At 64.5% G+C, this 15120-nt stretch carries 11 protein-coding genes; 3 read left to right on the top strand and 8 right to left on the bottom strand.

What is annotated here, in order from left to right; genetic code table 11:
- Positions 1 to 71: 71 nt before the first annotated feature.
- Complete coding sequence (locus ACFC2Y_RS11435) at positions 72 to 944, bottom strand: NAD(P)-dependent oxidoreductase (RefSeq protein WP_375172943.1); 873 nt, start codon at positions 942 to 944, stop codon at positions 72 to 74.
- An 87-nt stretch (positions 945 to 1031) separates the two neighbouring features.
- Here ACFC2Y_RS11435 and ACFC2Y_RS11430 point away from each other — a divergent pair, with 87 nt between their 5' ends.
- Both ACFC2Y_RS11430 and ACFC2Y_RS11425 read left to right on the top strand, forming a co-directional pair.
- Complete coding sequence (locus tag ACFC2Y_RS11430) at positions 1032 to 3500, top strand: penicillin acylase family protein (RefSeq protein ID WP_375172944.1); 2469 nt, start codon at positions 1032 to 1034, stop codon at positions 3498 to 3500.
- 124 nt (positions 3501 to 3624) lie between these two features.
- Positions 3625 to 4563 carry an aldo/keto reductase gene (locus ACFC2Y_RS11425; protein WP_375172945.1) on the top strand — a complete coding sequence of 313 codons (939 nt, stop codon included), beginning with the start codon at positions 3625 to 3627 and terminating at the stop codon, positions 4561 to 4563.
- 3 nt (positions 4564 to 4566) lie between these two features.
- Here the strand turns inward: ACFC2Y_RS11425 and hflX are convergent, their stop codons facing one another.
- From hflX to trkA, 4 genes are all read right to left on the bottom strand, one after another.
- Complete coding sequence (gene hflX / locus ACFC2Y_RS11420) at positions 4567 to 5838, bottom strand: GTPase HflX (RefSeq protein ID WP_375173722.1); 1272 nt, start codon at positions 5836 to 5838, stop codon at positions 4567 to 4569.
- Entirely contained in the window at positions 5838 to 6077 is a 240-nt protein-coding gene (gene hfq / locus ACFC2Y_RS11415) for an RNA chaperone Hfq (protein ID WP_005611588.1), read from the bottom strand. The genes hflX and hfq overlap by 1 nt, the downstream gene beginning before the upstream one ends.
- A 139-nt stretch (positions 6078 to 6216) precedes the next feature.
- Positions 6217 to 7734, bottom strand: a complete 1518-nt coding sequence (locus tag ACFC2Y_RS11410) for a potassium transporter TrkG (protein WP_375172946.1) — start codon at positions 7732 to 7734, stop codon at positions 6217 to 6219.
- Positions 7735 to 7738: 4 nt separating this feature from the next.
- Positions 7739 to 9115 carry a Trk system potassium transporter TrkA gene (gene trkA, locus ACFC2Y_RS11405; RefSeq protein WP_375172947.1) on the bottom strand — a complete coding sequence of 459 codons (1377 nt, stop codon included), beginning with the start codon at positions 9113 to 9115 and terminating at the stop codon, positions 7739 to 7741.
- 87 nt (positions 9116 to 9202) lie between these two features.
- Here trkA and ACFC2Y_RS11400 point away from each other — a divergent pair, with 87 nt between their 5' ends.
- Positions 9203 to 9691: a hypothetical protein gene (locus ACFC2Y_RS11400; RefSeq protein ID WP_375172948.1), complete on the top strand. Its 489-nt coding sequence runs from the start codon at positions 9203 to 9205 to the stop codon at positions 9689 to 9691.
- A 269-nt stretch (positions 9692 to 9960) separates the two neighbouring features.
- On the opposite strand, the gene ACFC2Y_RS11395 is transcribed toward ACFC2Y_RS11400, so the two are convergent.
- The 3 genes from ACFC2Y_RS11395 to ACFC2Y_RS11385 form a co-directional block, all read right to left on the bottom strand.
- On the bottom strand, positions 9961 to 11361 hold the full coding sequence (locus ACFC2Y_RS11395; protein ID WP_375172949.1) for a sigma-54-dependent transcriptional regulator: 1401 nt from the start codon (positions 11359 to 11361) through the stop codon (positions 9961 to 9963).
- Positions 11358 to 13649, bottom strand: a complete 2292-nt coding sequence (locus ACFC2Y_RS11390; protein WP_375172950.1) for an ATP-binding protein — start codon at positions 13647 to 13649, stop codon at positions 11358 to 11360. The genes ACFC2Y_RS11395 and ACFC2Y_RS11390 overlap by 4 nt, the downstream gene beginning before the upstream one ends.
- 98 nt (positions 13650 to 13747) lie before the next feature.
- The gene (locus ACFC2Y_RS11385; protein WP_375172951.1) at positions 13748 to 15118 is read right to left on the bottom strand and encodes a response regulator; all 1371 of its coding nucleotides are present in this window, start codon (positions 15116 to 15118) and stop codon (positions 13748 to 13750) included.
- Between the last annotated feature and the right edge of the window lie 2 nt (positions 15119 to 15120).

Below are 15120 nucleotides of genomic sequence, written 5' to 3'. Positions count from 1 at the left end.
GGCACGAGGCCGGGACAAATCGGGTTAACTCCAAAAGAGATCCCCGCGCGAGGGCCGGGACGCGACCTTTCTCACTCCGGCAGTTTCAGCCGCTTGAGCAGCGAGGATGTGTCCCATCTACCGCCGCCCATCTTTTGTACGTCCTTGTAGAACTGATCGACCAGCGCCGTGACGGGCAGTGAAGCGCCGATCTCATCCGCCGTATCCAGGCAGATGCCCAGATCCTTGCGCATCCAGTCGACGGCAAACCCGTGTTCGTATTCGCCCGCCAGCATGGTCTTGTAGCGGTTCTGCATCTGCCACGATCCCGCGGCCCCCTGCGAGATGACCTCGACCACCTGTTCGCCGTCCATGCCGGCGGCCTGGGCGAAATGCAGGGCCTCCGACAGGCCCTGAACCAGGCCGGCAATGGCGATCTGGTTGCACATCTTGGTGATCTGGCCCGCGCCGGTATCGCCCAGGCGGCGGCAGATCTTGGCATAGGCGTCGATCACCGGGGCGGCCATGTCAAAGGCCTCCTGCGGGCCGCCGCACATGACCGACAGCGCACCGTTCTCGGCCCCTGCCTGCCCGCCGGAGATCGGCGCATCGACATAGCCCAGGTCGCCGCCCGCAGCGATGGCGGCCAGCTCTCGCGTGACTGCGGCCGACACCGTAGTGTGATCGACCAGGATCGCGCCGTCGGCCATGCCGGCAAAGGCGCCGTCGGCACCGGTGCAGACCCCGCGCAGGTCATCGTCGTTGCCGACACAGGTCATCACGAAATCGGCGCCCTCGGCGGCCTCGCGCGGCGTGGGGGCCATGGCGCCGCCATGTTCCTTCACCCAGGCTTCGGCCTTGGCCGTGGTGCGATTGTAGACGGTTACCTCATGCCCCTTGGCCTGCAGGTGCCCGGCCATCGGATAGCCCATCACGCCCAGGCCCAGAAATGCGACTTTTGCCATGGTCTTTTCCCCTCTTCCGGCTTGTCCTATAGCTTGTGTCGGGGCAGAGACGCAAAGGCAAGAGGCCGGGCAAAAAAGGACGGGCAGATGTTGGGCAAGGTGTTTCTCTGGCTCTTCCGGATCGCATCGGGGCTGGTCGTCCTGGCGGTCATCACGGTGATGCTGGCCTATTGGTTCGCCTCCCGTTCGCTTCCCGAGTATGACAAGACGCTGCGGGTCCCCGGCCTTCTCGACCAGGTGGAGATCGTGCGCGACAACGCCAATGTGCCGCATATCTTCGGCACGTCGGACGAAGATGTGCTGTTCGGCCTTGGCTATGCCCATGCGCAGGACCGGCTGTGGCAGATGCTGACCATGCGCTGGACCGTGCAGGGCCGCCTGTCGGAGGTCTTTGGCGCCCGGACGCTGCAGATCGACAAGCTGCTGCGCCGGTTCGACCTCTATTCCATCGCCCGCGAGTCGGTGGAGATCCAGGACGCGGAAACCATGGCCAAGCTCAAGGCCTATGCCGGCGGGGTGAATGCCCGGCTGGAGGAAATCAACACCGAGGCCCTGGGCCGTGGCGCGCCGGAGCAGTTTCTGTTCAACGCGCCCGTGGCCCCCTGGACCCCGGCGGACAGCCTGGCCATGGGCAAGCTGATGGCGTTGCAACTTTCGGGCCATCTGTCAAACGAGGTGATGCGCGCGCGGACCTCCCTCGCCCTGCCCGATCCGGACCGGCTGCGCGACATCATGCCGGACGCGCCGGGCGCGCCGATCGCCGCCCTGCCGAAATACGCCGACCTCTTCGAGGGGCTGCCCCGCTACGCCGAAGGCGCGGGACTGCCCGATCACCCGCTCTCGCCCTTCAAGCCCACGGCCCTGGCCGGGGCCTCCAACGCCTTTGCCGCCGCGCCCGCCCGCTCGGCCGCTGGCGGGACATTGCTGGCCAATGATCCGCACCTGGGCTTTTCCGCGCCCGCCATCTGGTATCTGGCGCGGCTGGAACTGGCCTCCGGCGGGGTGATCGGCGGCACGATCCCCGGCATCCCCTCGGTGCTGTCGGGCCGGTCGGAGAGGCTGGGCTGGGCGCTGACCTCCTCCTACCTCGACGATCAGGACGTCTATATCGAACAGCTCAACCCCCAGAACCCGAGCGAATACCGCACGCCCGACGGGTTCAAGGAGTTCGAGACGCGCGGCTCCATCATCCGGGTCAAGGGGCAGGACCCGGTCACCATCACCCTGCGCTGGACGGACAACGGCCCGGTGTTGGCCGGTACCGATTACGATCTGGCGACGATCACGCCGCCGGGGCATGTCGCCTCCGTCGCCTGGACCGCCTTCGAGGCGGAGGACCGGACCATCGCCACTGGCATCCGGCTGATGTCCGCCCCGGACGTGGATGCCGCGATCGAGCTGCTGGCCGATTTCACCGCGCCCAGCCAGAACATCACCCTGGTTGACCGGTCGCGCATCGCGATGAAGACCGTGGGGCGGATGCCGTCCCGCGATCCCGGCCATGCCTCCAAGGGGCGACTGCCGACCCAGGGCTGGCTGGCCGAAAACCGCTGGCAGGGCTATCTGCCCTATGAGAAAAACCCCGAATTCCGCGATCCCGAAGGCGGCATTTTGGGCAATACCAACAACAAGGTGATCGACCGCCCCTTCCCCGAGCATATGAGCTATCTCTGGGGCGATACGCAGCGGGTGCATCGCTGGAAACGGCTGATGCAGTCACGTCAGGTGCATACGCGCGACAGTTTCGTCGAGGCGCAGCTGGATACGGTGTCCTTCACCGCCCGGGCCCTGCTGCCACTGATCGGCAAGGACCTGTGGTACACGGGCGAGGCCGCGCCGGAGGGCACGCCGGAACGTCTGCGCCAGCGCGCGCTGGAGCTGCTGGCGGATTGGAACGGCGAGATGAACGAACATCTGCCGGAACCGCTGATCTATTCGACCTGGCTGCGCGCCCTCCAGACCCGGCTGATCCAGGATGACCTGGGCCGTCTGGCCCCCGAATTCACCCATGTGAACCCGGTCTTCATCGAGAGGGTCTATCGCGATATCGACGGCGCCTCCGCATGGTGTGACATCCGGCAGTCCAGCCGGGTGGAAAGCTGTTCCGACATCGCGCGGCTGGCGCTGGATGATGCTCTGGTCACCATCGACGAACGCTATGGCGACGCGCTGGAAAGCCTGAGGTGGGGGGATGCGCATCAGGCGACCCACGATCACCAGATCCTGGGCGAGGTGCCGCTCTTGCGCTACTTCGTGAATATCCGGCAATCCACCAGCGGCGGGGACAATACGCTGCTGCGCGGCATGACCAAGGGTACCGGGCCGAACCCCTTCCTCAATGTCCATGGGGCCGGGTTCCGGGGGGTCTATGACTTTGCCGACCCGAATTCCTCGGTCTTCGTCATTTCCACCGGGCAATCGGGGCATTTCCTGTCGCAGCATTACGACGATCTGGCCCAGCTCTGGCGGCGCGGTGAATATGTGCCGATGTCACTGGACACCGAACTGGCCCGCGCCGCGAACGAGGGGATCACGATCCTCCAGCCTGCGCCCTGACCGGGGCGCTTCGTGATCCCGAAGACTGCGGTGCTGCGACAAAGCCAGCTTTGTCGCGGGGTCGCCCCAAAACCCCTTGGCACCCCGGATCAATGCACTAGCCTCGGGTCAGGAGGACCGCAGCATGACCCCAGTACGCCTTGGCCGCACAGGCCTGATGATTTCGCCCTTCGTCTTTGGCGGCAATGTCTTTGGATGGACAGTGGACGAAGCCGCCTCGCACCGCCTGCTGGACAGGATGGTCGAGGGCGGGATCACCACGATCGACACGGCGGATGTCTATTCCAGATGGGTGGAAGGCCATAGCGGCGGCGAGAGCGAGACGATCATCGGCAAGTGGTTCGCCGCCCGGCCGGGCGCGCGCGACAGGGTGCAGCTAATCACCAAGGTCGGCTCGCCCATGCCCGGGGGCGGAGGTCTGTCGGCCGCCTGGATCGAGGACGAGGTTGAGGCGTCGCTGCGCCGGTTGCAGACAGATCGCATCGACCTCTATTTCTCGCACCGTCCGGACGACGCCACCCCGCATGAGGAAACGCTGGCCGCCTATGACCGCCTGATCGTGGCGGGCAAGGTGCGGGCCATCGGTGCCTCGAACTTCGATGCCGACCAGATGGCGGCGGCGGAGGCGGTGGAAGGGCTGCCGCACTACGGCGCGCAGCAGCCTGAATACAACCTCTATGCGCGTGAGCGTTTCGAAGGGCCACTGGCGGACTTCTGCCAGGCGCATGACATCGGGGTTATCCCCTATTTCGCCCTCGCCGCCGGATTTCTGACCGGCAAATACCGAACGCAGGATGATCTGACCGGCCCGCGCGGCGAACGCAGCATCAGCCGCTACATGGATACGCGTGGCATGGCGATCCTGGGCGCGATGGATCTGGTGGCAGAGGAAACCGGCCTGGCCCTGGCGGAGATTGCCCTGGCCTGGCTCCGGCAGAAACCCGGGGTAACCGCGCCCATTGCCTCCGCCACCTCCGAGCGGCAGCTCGACAGCCTGATCCGCGCGGCAGAGGTGACGCTGAGCGGGGATCAGATGGCCCGTCTGGATGCCGCGGGCGGCTGAGGATCAAAGCGCCCGGAACTGGGCCGCCTGTTTCGGGGTCCAGCGCACGGTGACGCTGTAGCCGTCCTCACCCTGCACCTCCTCGACCACGATACCCTGTTCGAAGAGCCAGGCGCGCTGACGCCCTTCGTCAAAACCCAGGGACAGGACGTCGACCGTCCGTTCCTGCTCCAACCGGGATTCGATGGCGGACAGCAGGGCGTCGACCCCCTGACCGGTCACGGCCGAGATGGGATGGCACCCCTCCCGCTCCGCCCGGCGCAACAGGGCCTCGCGCGCCTCCTCGTCGAAGCGGTCGATCTTGTTCCAGACCTCCAGCACGGGAATGTCTTCGGAGAGCCCGAGGTTTTCGAGGATCTCTGTCACATCCTCCTTCTGGGCCTCCGTATCCGGATGGCTGATGTCCCGCACATGCAGGACGACATCCGCCTCCAGCACCTCTTCCAGCGTGGCGCGGAAGGCCGCGACCAGCTGTGTCGGCAGGTCGGAGATGAAGCCGACGGTATCGGACAGGATGACCTCCGGCCCGTTGTCGGGCAGACGCACGCGGCGCATCGTCGGGTCCAGCGTGGCAAAGAGCATGTCCTTGACGAAGACCTCCGCCCCGGTCAGGCGGTTGAAAAGCGTGGACTTTCCGGCGTTCGTATAGCCCGCGAAGGCAACGATCGGGAACGGCACCTTGGCCCGCGCCGTGCGGTGCAGTTCGCGCGTTTTCACCACCTTGTCCAACTGTCGCCGCAGGCGGACCAGCTGTTCGTCGATGGCGCGTCGGTCGGCCTCGATCTGGGTTTCACCGGGGCCGCCGACAAAGCCGAGGCCGCCGCGCTGCCGCTCAAGGTGCGTCCAGGCGCGGACAAGGCGGGTGCGCTGATAGGCCAGCGCGGCCATTTCCACCTGCAACACGCCCTCTCGCGTGCGGGCGCGGTCCGAAAAGATCTCGAGGATCAGCCCGGTCCGGTCCAGCAGCTTGACGCCCCATTTCTTTTCCAGATTGCGCTGCTGCACCGGGGTCACGGGCCCGTCGACCAGCACAAGTTCAACATCATGGTTGGAAAATTGCGCCTTGAGCTCGTCAATCTTGCCCGATCCGAACAATGTTGCAGGCACAGGTTTGGCCAGGCGCACGACATTGGCCCCCAGGACCTCGAGGTCGGGGAGCGCATGCGCCAATGCAACCGCCTCCTCCAGCGCCGTTTCGGGCGCGTGGCGGCGATCTTCGGACTTCAGATCGGGATGCAGAACCCAGGCCCGGGTCACGGGCCTGTCATGGGGTATCAATTGCTGTCTTCACCTTCATAGAGGCTGATCGGTTGTGCCGGCATGATTGTCGAAATCGCGTGTTTGTACACCAGTTGCGACTGACCATCGCGGCGCAGAAGCACGCAGAAATTATCGAACCACGTGATCACGCCTTGCAGTTTGACACCATTGATCAGGAAAATGGTAACCGGAACCTTTGTCTTGCGCACATGATTGAGAAATGCGTCCTGCAGGTTCTGTCTGTCGGAAGCCATATTTGTGAACCTTATGTTTTTTTTGTCTCTTCACCGGACCGCACGGCGGCCTACCCTCTAGCGGAACCCAGTATGGTCCGCCTGATCGCCCATTTCCAGCCCCATAATTCCAATTGTTTCACGATGGCGCAATTTCGTGTCATGCACGCCATAACTCGGGGTTCAAAAGGGCAATAACCGCCAAAAGTTCCAGGCGACCGACGATCATGCCAAAGGCAAAGACCACCTTGGCCTCCGGTTCCAGCGCGCCAAGAAGCAGTACGGTCTCGCCGCCGAGGCTCAGCAGCGGTCCGGTGGTGGTCAATGCGGCGATGGAGAGGATGGTCGCCGCCTCGAAATCCTGCCCGAAAAGCGCCAGAAGCGCCATCAACCCGGCCAGGGTAATTGCGAAGAGCATGAAGAAGATCCAGGCGTGATGCGCGCCCTGCCTGCCGATCCGCCGGGCGACCGATCCCATGCCGGAGACGGAACTGGGGTGAACCAGTCGCTGCATCTCTTGCAAGCCATTGAGGTACAGCGCAAAGACCCGCATCAGCTTGACCCCGCCGGCGGTGGTCGCCACGCCGCCACCCATGATCGCCAGCCCCATCAGGATGATCCCCGGTGTCCCCAGGCCCGACCAGACCTGGGCGCCGTCCCATTCGGCGCTTTCGAACCCTGCGGTGGTCAGGAAACTCATCACCGTGAAAAGAGCCCCCCAGAAGGCGCGCAGCCCCTGCGCCAGATCCTCGCCCGCGTCGACCTCGAAGGCGGCGATCCAGTGGCGCAGGAACAGCAGCAGCGGCACGCCCAGCACGATCAGCGCGCCCATGCGCAGCTCCGGATCCAGATGCAGGCCAAAGCGGGAGACGGAGGTGTCGGTGGTGAAACTCACCCGCGACAGGGCGAAGACGAGGAAGAGGAAGATGACCATTTCCCCCGGGATCCCGCTTTCCCCGTTCGGCAGCCCGCCGACGGGTGTGATCCCGCTGGTCGACATGGTCGACATGGCGTGACAGAGGGCCACGAGCGCGGTGTCGCCGTTGATCAGCAGCAGCACGCAGAGCACAGCGGTCAGCACGGTGTAGATCGGGGCCAGCTGCACAAAGCTGCGCGCGACGCGGCGCATGATGTCGGCGCGTTTGAAGCGATCGGAGAACCCGTCGGGCCCGCCGCTTGATGCGGCCCAGGTCACCTCGAACCCGCCCAGGTTCAACGGCGCCAGAACGGCGGCGGCGGCCACCCAGATCAGCAGCCCCCCCATCCAGCCGACCTGCGCGCGCCACAGCTCCAGCACCGGGCTCAGCCGCCCGGGCTCGAACACCGGTGCCCCGGTCGTGGTCAGGGCGGAAACCATCTCGAGATATGAATTAAGGAAACTGGTGGCCTGTATGCTCTCCTGAAAGGGAATCGCCAGGTAGACGGGGACCAGCGCATAGGTCCCGAGGAGCGACAGAAGACCCACGAGATCGGTGTTGCGCCCGGTCCAGCTGGTCCGCCCACGCGCCAGGGCGATCAACCAGATCGCGATAAGCCCGAGCAGCCCGGCATAGAAGAAGCTGCGCGCGGTGTGAAACTCCTCCATCGCGAGGCCCACGACAGCGGGCAGCATCATCGACAGCGCCGCACAGCCCACGACAACGAGAAACAGGGGTTGATCGATGAGACGCAGGCGCATCGGATCAGAAATAGTCGATGGAGACCTGAAGCAGTCGTTCGACCTCAGGCACATCATCGGCAAGGGCGAAGATCAGGATCACGTCCCCGGCCTCGATCTTGATCTTGCCGTCGGGTTTCACAACCTTGCCGTTCTGCTGGATCGCGCCGATCAGCACGCCCTCGGGAAAGCCGATGTCACGCAGATGGCGACCGGCAATCGGGCTGGTCGAAAGGACCTCGGCCTCGATCACCTCGGCCTCGGCATCGCCCACTGAATAGACGCCGCGCACCCGTCCGTGCCGGATATGGCGCAGGATCGAGGACACGGTGGTCTGGCGCGGGTTGATATGTGCGTCGATGCCAAGCGGCTTCATCATCGTGGTGAGGGAGGTATCGTTGATCAGGGCGATGGACATCTCACAGCCCAGGTTCTTCGCCCGCACCGCCGCCAGCATGTTGGTCTTGTCGTCATCAGTGACACAAAGGATCGCATCCGCCCGGTTCACCCCCGCCTCGGCCAGCAGCGCCTTGTCCAGACCATCGCCGTTCAGCACGATGGTCCTCTCTAGCTCATCCGCCGCGCGTTCGGCGATCCGGCGGTCCTTTTCAATCACCTTGGAGCGGATGCCCCGCCCCTGTTTCTCCAGCCGCTGCGCCACGGCCAGGCCGACATTGCCGCCGCCGATGATGATGACACGTTCCTGGGTGCGTGTGGTCTTGCCGAAGACCTCCAGCGTGCGCGGCACGTCCTCCGTCACAACGCAGAGGTAACACGCGTCGCCGGGAAAGATCTGGTCGTTGGATTCCGGGGCAAAGAGCCGACCATCGCGGCGAACCCCCACGACGATGACACGCAGGGTCGAGAAGAGGTCCGACAACTGCCGCAGCGGCGTGTTCACCACCGGGCAATCCTCGTCGATGGTGATGCCCAGAAGCTGCACCTTGCCGTTCAGGAACATCTCCGTGTCAAAGGCCGCGGGGGCGGAGAGCCGTTGCAGCGCGGCCTCGGCCACCTCCTTTTCCGGGGAGATCACGACGTCGATCGGCAGGTGGTCGCGGCGGTAGAGGTCGGAATAAATTGCGGTCAGATAACTTTGCGCGCGCAGCCGGGCGATCTTGCGCGGGATCGAAAAGACCGAATGCGCCACCTGACAGGTCACCATGTTGACCTCGTCCGAATAGGTGGCGGCGATGATCATGTCGGCATCGCGCGCGCCGGCTCGTTCCAGGATGTCGGGGTAGGAGGCAAAACCGGCAATGCCCTGCACGTCCAGCGTATCGGTCGCGCGACGCACCAGATCGGGGTTGTTGTCCACCACGGTGACATCGTTGTTTTCGCCCGACAGGTGGCGCGCAATCTGCCAGCCGACCTGACCGGCCCCGCAGATGATGACTTTCATCCCATGTCTCCCGGGGTTCTCGCCGTTCCGAACCTATCGCATGACAGAAGCAAATGACCCGGTCAAACAAATTGTCCAGAGCCGAGAATGCGCTACACTCTGTGCATGACCCATGCCCGCCCCTTCATCGCCTTGGCCTCTCTGCTGCTGCTCTGCGCCTGTGTGCAGCAGATCGACTACCGCGCGGGGATGAGCACGGCGGAGGTGAACCGTATCCGCGATGCCTGCACCTTGCAGGCCCTCAACCAGGCGCCGGTCAACACCCAGACGCGCGTTCTGCCCGGGCGCTTCATACCGGAGCGGCAGATCTGCGATGCCAATGGCAATTGCACAATTCGCCCGGCGTATCAGGAGTTTCCGCGCTTCGAGACCTATGACGCGAACACGCAGCGGCGGGCGTTGCTGACCCGGACCTGCCTGTCCTCGCGCGGGATCGACCGGGTGAGCCTGCCCTATTGCGAAGCCGCCGTTAAATCGCAGGTGGAGCCGGGGATCACCCGGGTTCTGCCGCCGCTGACCGAGGGCTCCTGCATCATCCCGCGCGGCTCCGGCGCCTATCAGATCGTGACGCGGTGAGCTGAGACGGGGTGTTCCGCCGGGCTGCGGGCAGTCAGGGGCACGGTCTTTCACCACTAGTTTGGTTCATTGGTCGGCGGGGCCCCGGCTCAAGGCCGGGGCATGACCGCGAAATGACTGATCCCCGATCTCCCTAAAGCGACGCCAAAGGCTCCCATGCCCCGGCCACGCGCCGGGGCCCCGCGCCACAGGTCGCATCACCACTCCGCCACGGACGCGCGGTCTTTACTCAACGCGGCCCCGGCTCGGGGCCGGGGCATGTCCTCACATCATTCCCCGTCCTCGACCTGAGCCACGCGGCCGCCGGACTTGTTCGTGGTCACCACCCCCAGAGACTTCAGTTTACGGTGTAAGGCTGACCTTTCCATCCCCACGAACTGTGCGGTTTTGGAGATATTACCGCCGAACCGGTTGATCTGGGTCAGCAGGTATTCCCTTTCGAAGGCCTCACGCGCCTCACGCAGCGGCATCGTGGCCAGGGTGCCGGAGAGGACCACGCGGCCCTCCTCCTCCGGCTTGTCGTCTTCCGTGGGCACTTCGCGCGGTTCGATCGCTCCGGTGCCGTCGCCCAGGATCAGGATGCGTTCGATCACGTTGCGCAGTTGCCGCACGTTGCCGGGCCAGACCATCGTCTGCATCAGTGCCGCGGCATCGTCTGACAGCGCACGCAGCGGCAGGCCCTGGCTCTTGTGCAGACCTTCGATGAAATACCCGGCCAGAACCGGAATATCCTCGCGCCGGTCGGCCAGGCTGGGCACGTCGATCGGCACGACGTTAAGCCGGTGGAAAAGCTCCTGCCGGAAGGTGCCAGCGTTGATCTCCGCCTCCAGATCGCGGGAGGTGGAGGAGACCACGCGCAGGTCCACCCGCACCTTGTCCGATCCACCGACGCGGGTGAATTGCTGATCGACCAGCACCCGCAGGATCTTGGACTGGGTGCCGATCGGCATGTCGGCGACCTCGTCGAAATAGATCACCCCGCCGTGCGCCTGTTCCAGCAGGCCCTGTTCGACCCCGCGCTCGGGGCTCTCGCGACCGAAGAGGACCTCCTCCATCCGGTCGCTTTCTATGGTCGCGCAGGAGACGACGACAAAGGGCGCATCGGCACGGTTGGAATTGGCATGGATGTAGCGCGCGGCGATCTCCTTTCCCGAACCGGACTGGCCCTTGAGCATGACGCGGCCATTGGATTTCGTCACCTTGTCCAGCTGTCCCATGAGGGTGCGGAAGGTGGCGGAATTGCCGACCATCTCGGCCGACTGGGTGTCCTTGCGGCGCAATTGCTGGTTTTCGCGGCGCAGTTGCGAGGTCTCCATCGCGCGGCGGATCACCACCAGCAACTGGTCGATATTGAAGGGCTTTTCGATAAAGTCATAGGCCCCCTGCTTGATCGCCGCGACCGCGATCTCGATATTGCCGTGGCCCGAAATGATAACCACCGGCACATCCGGATTGTCGCGTTTGACGTGTTTGAGGATGTCGATCCCGTCCATCCGACTGTCCTTGAGCCAGATGTCCAGGATCATCAGCGCGGGCGGCTCGGTGTTGAGATGCGCCATGCATTCGTCGGAATTGCCGGCCAGCCGCGTGGCAAAGCCCTCGTCTTCCAGAATGTCCGAGATGAGCTCGCGAATGTCCCGCTCATCGTCCACGATCAAAATATCACTCATGGTCCCTCACTAGCTAAGTCTTTGGCCCGCATGGCCGCCCCGCCGCCGATCAAGGGCAGACGGATGACGGCGCAGGCGCCGGAATGGCTCAGGTTGTCGAATGGTTCCGCATCATCGAGGCGCAGGGTGCCGCCGTGTTCCTCGATGATCTTCTTGACGATCGGCAGCCCCAGGCCCGTGCCCTTGTCGCGCGTCGTCACATAGGGTTCGAACAGGCGCGCACGATCCTCGGGCAGGCCGATGCCGTTGTCGGCGATGCGTATCTCGGCCCAGGCGGCCTCGCCCAGGTCGGTTGGTTCGGTCACCACCAAGGCCGTGACGCGGATTGCCGGGGCGTAGCCTTCGGGCGCGCCCTTTTCGCGGAATGTCTCGGTCGCTTCGCCGGCGTTCTTGATCAGGTTGGTCAGCGCCTGGCCGATCATGGTGGCGTCCAGATCGGCGGGCATGGCGCTGTCGCCCAGATCGACGCGAAACTCGACCTCGGGCTGGCCGGCCTGCTGCAACAGGACCGCGCTTTGCAACAGGTCGCGCAGATCCTCCTTGCGCTTCTCAGGCTCCGGCATGCGGGCGAATTTGGAGAACTCGTCGACGATGCGGCGCAGATCGCCGGTCTGGCGCACGATCACCTCGGTCAGCGCCTCCAGGTCCTCGACCTGCTGCTCTTCCAGGTACCGGCTGAACTTGCGCCGGATGCGTTCGGCGGACAGCTGAATCGGTGTCAGCGGGTTCTTGATCTCATGGGCGATCCGGCGGGCCACGTCGCCCCAGGCAGCCATTCGTTGCGCCGTGACCAGATCGGTCACATCGTCAAAGGCCACCACATAGCCCTCGCGCCGTCCTTCGGTATTGCGCCGGGTGGCCATGCGGACCAGCAGCACCTCCTGTCGGCCGCCGCGGACCACCTTGATCTCGGATTGCAGCGTCTGGCCGCCACTGTCGCGCAGTTGATCGAAGAGGCCGCCGAATTCCGGCACGGCCACGGCGATGGCCAGGCTTTCATGCGCCTCATCCCAGTCCAGCAGACGCTCAGCCGAGCGGTTGACGAAGGTCACCCGCCCCTCGCGGTCCAGCCCGACAACGCCGGAGGTGACGGAGGAAAGCACGGAGTCGAACAGCCGACGGCGCTGTTCGATCTGGTTGGTGTTTTCCAGCAGCGTCGCGCGCTGTCCCTTGAGCTGCGTGGTCATCTGGTTGAAATAGCGCGACAACATGGCGATTTCATCATCGCCGTCGCCTTCGGTCACGCGGACATCCAGATCGCCCGCGCCAACCCGCTGCGCCGCGCCGGTCAGACGGCCGACGGGCCCGGACAGACGTTCGGCAAACCACAGGCCCAGCCAGACAGCCGCGAGGATCAGGATCACCGCAAAGCCGATATAGAGCAGCCCGAACTCGAACAGCACCCGGCCGCGCTCATTCTCCAGTTGCTGATAGAGGCGCACGGTTTCCTGTGTGTCGTCCAGCAGGTTGAGGATGTCGCCATCTACATCGCGGCTGACATAAAGGAATCGGTCCAGATAGGCGGGCAGCGGGATCAGGGCGCGGAATTCGTTGTTGTCCCAATCCTCGATCAGCAGATAGCCGTCGACCAGCGCCTGTTCGATCTGTTCCGTGCTGGGTTCTTCGTAGTCGAAGAGGTACGACCGTTCGCCGCGCGATCTGATTTCCCCCTCTCCGTCAATGACATAGGCCTCTCTCAACCCGCGCTGGATCTGGCTTTGCCCGTTGGCCAGCAACTGCCGTAGCACGGCGTCGGAGATCAGGAAATCCCGTTGTTTCGCGGTGTTGAGGAACCGGGCCAGGGCGCGGGCGTCTTCCTCCAGATCGACGCGGTGCTCTTCCTCATAGGCGCGCGCAGCGGCGAGGGAGGAGCCGACGACCTGCCGCACCCGGTCCGAAAACCAGCCCTCCAGCCCGATATTGATCGTCAGCACGGCAAAGATCGCGACCGACACCGTGGGGATCAGTGCCATGACCCCGAAAATCGCGGTCAGGCGCAGGTGCAGGCGGCTTCCGGCGGATTTGGCACGGCGCGCGGCGACCATGCGGGCGACGCGTTGCAGGACCAGTGCGGCGACGACCAGCACATAGACCAGATCGGACAGCAGGATCAGCCGGAGCGAGGGCGCCGCAGCCCCCTGGTTGAACGGGCCCATGACGAGGAAGGTGGCAAGCACCAGAACAGGCCCGAGGATCACCAGCCCGAGTGTCGCCGCATTCTGCAGTCGGCGTTGCCGACCCAATCGTATCAAGGACGACCAGGTCGATCTTTGTGCCCGAGTTGCCACGGGACCGCCTCATCTAATGTGCCGCATTCTGCGGCTACCGCCATATCTGGTGTGCGAATGCGGGACTGCGCCCGCTTCGCAACGTATCTGTTGCGGTTTTACATCAATCGGCGGCGGCGAGTCACGCGAATATCCAGATCGGTGATCTTCTTTCGCAGCGTATTCCGGTTGATCCCCAGAAGATCGGCGCATTTCGCCTGGTTGCCGCCCGTGGCCTCCAGCGCGATCTCGATCAGGGGCGTCTCCATCTCCTTGAGAATACGCGCATAAAGACCCGGCGGCGGCAGCATGTTGCCATGCAGGTCGAAATACCGGCGCAGATGCCGCCCGATGGAGGCGGAGAGCTTTTCCGCATCCTCGACGCTGGCGGCGGGTTCGCTTTCCGGTTGGTTGCCCATCACCGTCGCCACTTCGGCCTTGGTGATCTCGTCCGTTCGGGCGGTCAGAACCAGCCGTCGAATCGCGTTCTCCAACTGCCGCACATTGCCCGGCCAGGGATGGCTGCGGACCAGTTCCATCGCATCGGGGGTCAGCTTCTTCAGCGGCGCGCCCTCGCGTTCCGACCGCGCGAGGAAATGTTCGACCAGCAGCGGAATATCATCGACCCGGTCGCGCAGGGCAGGCACATGGATGGCCGCGCCCGACAGACGGTAATAGAGGTCCTGGCGCAGTTTGCCGTCCTCCATTGCGCGGGTCAGATCCGCCTGGGAGGTCGCCATGAAACGCGGCAGGTTGTCGGCGGAGCCATCCATCATCCGCACGATCCGCGCCTGCACCTCGGCGGGGATATCGGTGATCTCGTCAATGATGATCGTGCCGCCCTTGGCCCGGGCCAGCACCTGGGCGGGGCCTTCGATGTCCTGCAACTCGGCCGCCGCGGCGGTGACAAAGGGCAGGTTCCGGCGGTCGGAGAAATCGTGAATGGCCCGCGCGATCAGGGACTTGCCTGTGCCGGATTCGCCCGTGATCAGCACCGGAAGATCGGTATTCAGCACCCGCGCGATCAAGCGATACAGTGCCTGCATCGTCGGCGTCCGCCCGATCAGGGGCAGTTCATCGGGGCGTTCGTTGTCGTCCTGGGTCTTGGGCGCCACTGCGTTGCGCTTTCGCGCCTCCAGCGCGCGGGCGGTACGTTTCATCAGGTCAGGCAGGTCAAAGGGCTTGGGCAGGTAGTCGTAGGCCTCCGCCTCCGCCGCCTGAATGGCCGTCATGATCGTGTTCTGGGCCGAGATGACGATCACCGGCAGGCCGGGACGGTCTTCGGCGATCTTGGGCAGCATCTCCAGCCCGTTGCCGTCGGGCATCATCACGTCGGAGATGACGACATCGCCCTTCCCCTCGCCAACCCATCTCATCAACGTGGTGAGAGAGGAGGTCGCATGAACCTTGCACCCGGCCCGGGTCAGGGCCTGGGTCAGGACGGTCCGGATCGTGCGGTCGTCATCTGCGACGAGGATGGTGCCATCCATGC

Origin of the sequence: Pseudooceanicola sp. (assembly GCF_041987405.1) — a bacterium.
Classification (GTDB): domain Bacteria; phylum Pseudomonadota; class Alphaproteobacteria; order Rhodobacterales; family Rhodobacteraceae; genus Pseudooceanicola.
This window is presented reverse-complemented; position numbering and strand designations above follow the sequence as displayed.

Excerpts from the sequence above, each read along its gene's own strand:
- ACFC2Y_RS11435 (WP_375172943.1), bottom strand. The coding sequence starts at position 944 with ATGGCAAAAGTCGCATTTCTGGGCCTGGGCGTGATGGGCTATCCGATG.
- ACFC2Y_RS11430 (WP_375172944.1), top strand. The coding sequence starts at position 1,032 with ATGTTGGGCAAGGTGTTTCTCTGGCTCTTCCGGATCGCATCGGGGCTG.
- ACFC2Y_RS11425 (WP_375172945.1), top strand. The coding sequence starts at position 3,625 with ATGACCCCAGTACGCCTTGGCCGCACAGGCCTGATGATTTCGCCCTTC.
- hfq (WP_005611588.1), bottom strand. The coding sequence starts at position 6,077 with ATGGCTTCCGACAGACAGAACCTGCAGGACGCATTTCTCAATCATGTG.
- ACFC2Y_RS11410 (WP_375172946.1), bottom strand. The coding sequence starts at position 7,734 with ATGCGCCTGCGTCTCATCGATCAACCCCTGTTTCTCGTTGTCGTGGGC.
- trkA (WP_375172947.1), bottom strand. The coding sequence starts at position 9,115 with ATGAAAGTCATCATCTGCGGGGCCGGTCAGGTCGGCTGGCAGATTGCG.
- ACFC2Y_RS11400 (WP_375172948.1), top strand. The coding sequence starts at position 9,203 with ATGCGCTACACTCTGTGCATGACCCATGCCCGCCCCTTCATCGCCTTG.
- ACFC2Y_RS11395 (WP_375172949.1), bottom strand. The coding sequence starts at position 11,361 with ATGAGTGATATTTTGATCGTGGACGATGAGCGGGACATTCGCGAGCTC.
- ACFC2Y_RS11385 (WP_375172951.1), bottom strand. The coding sequence starts at position 15,118 with ATGGATGGCACCATCCTCGTCGCAGATGACGACCGCACGATCCGGACC.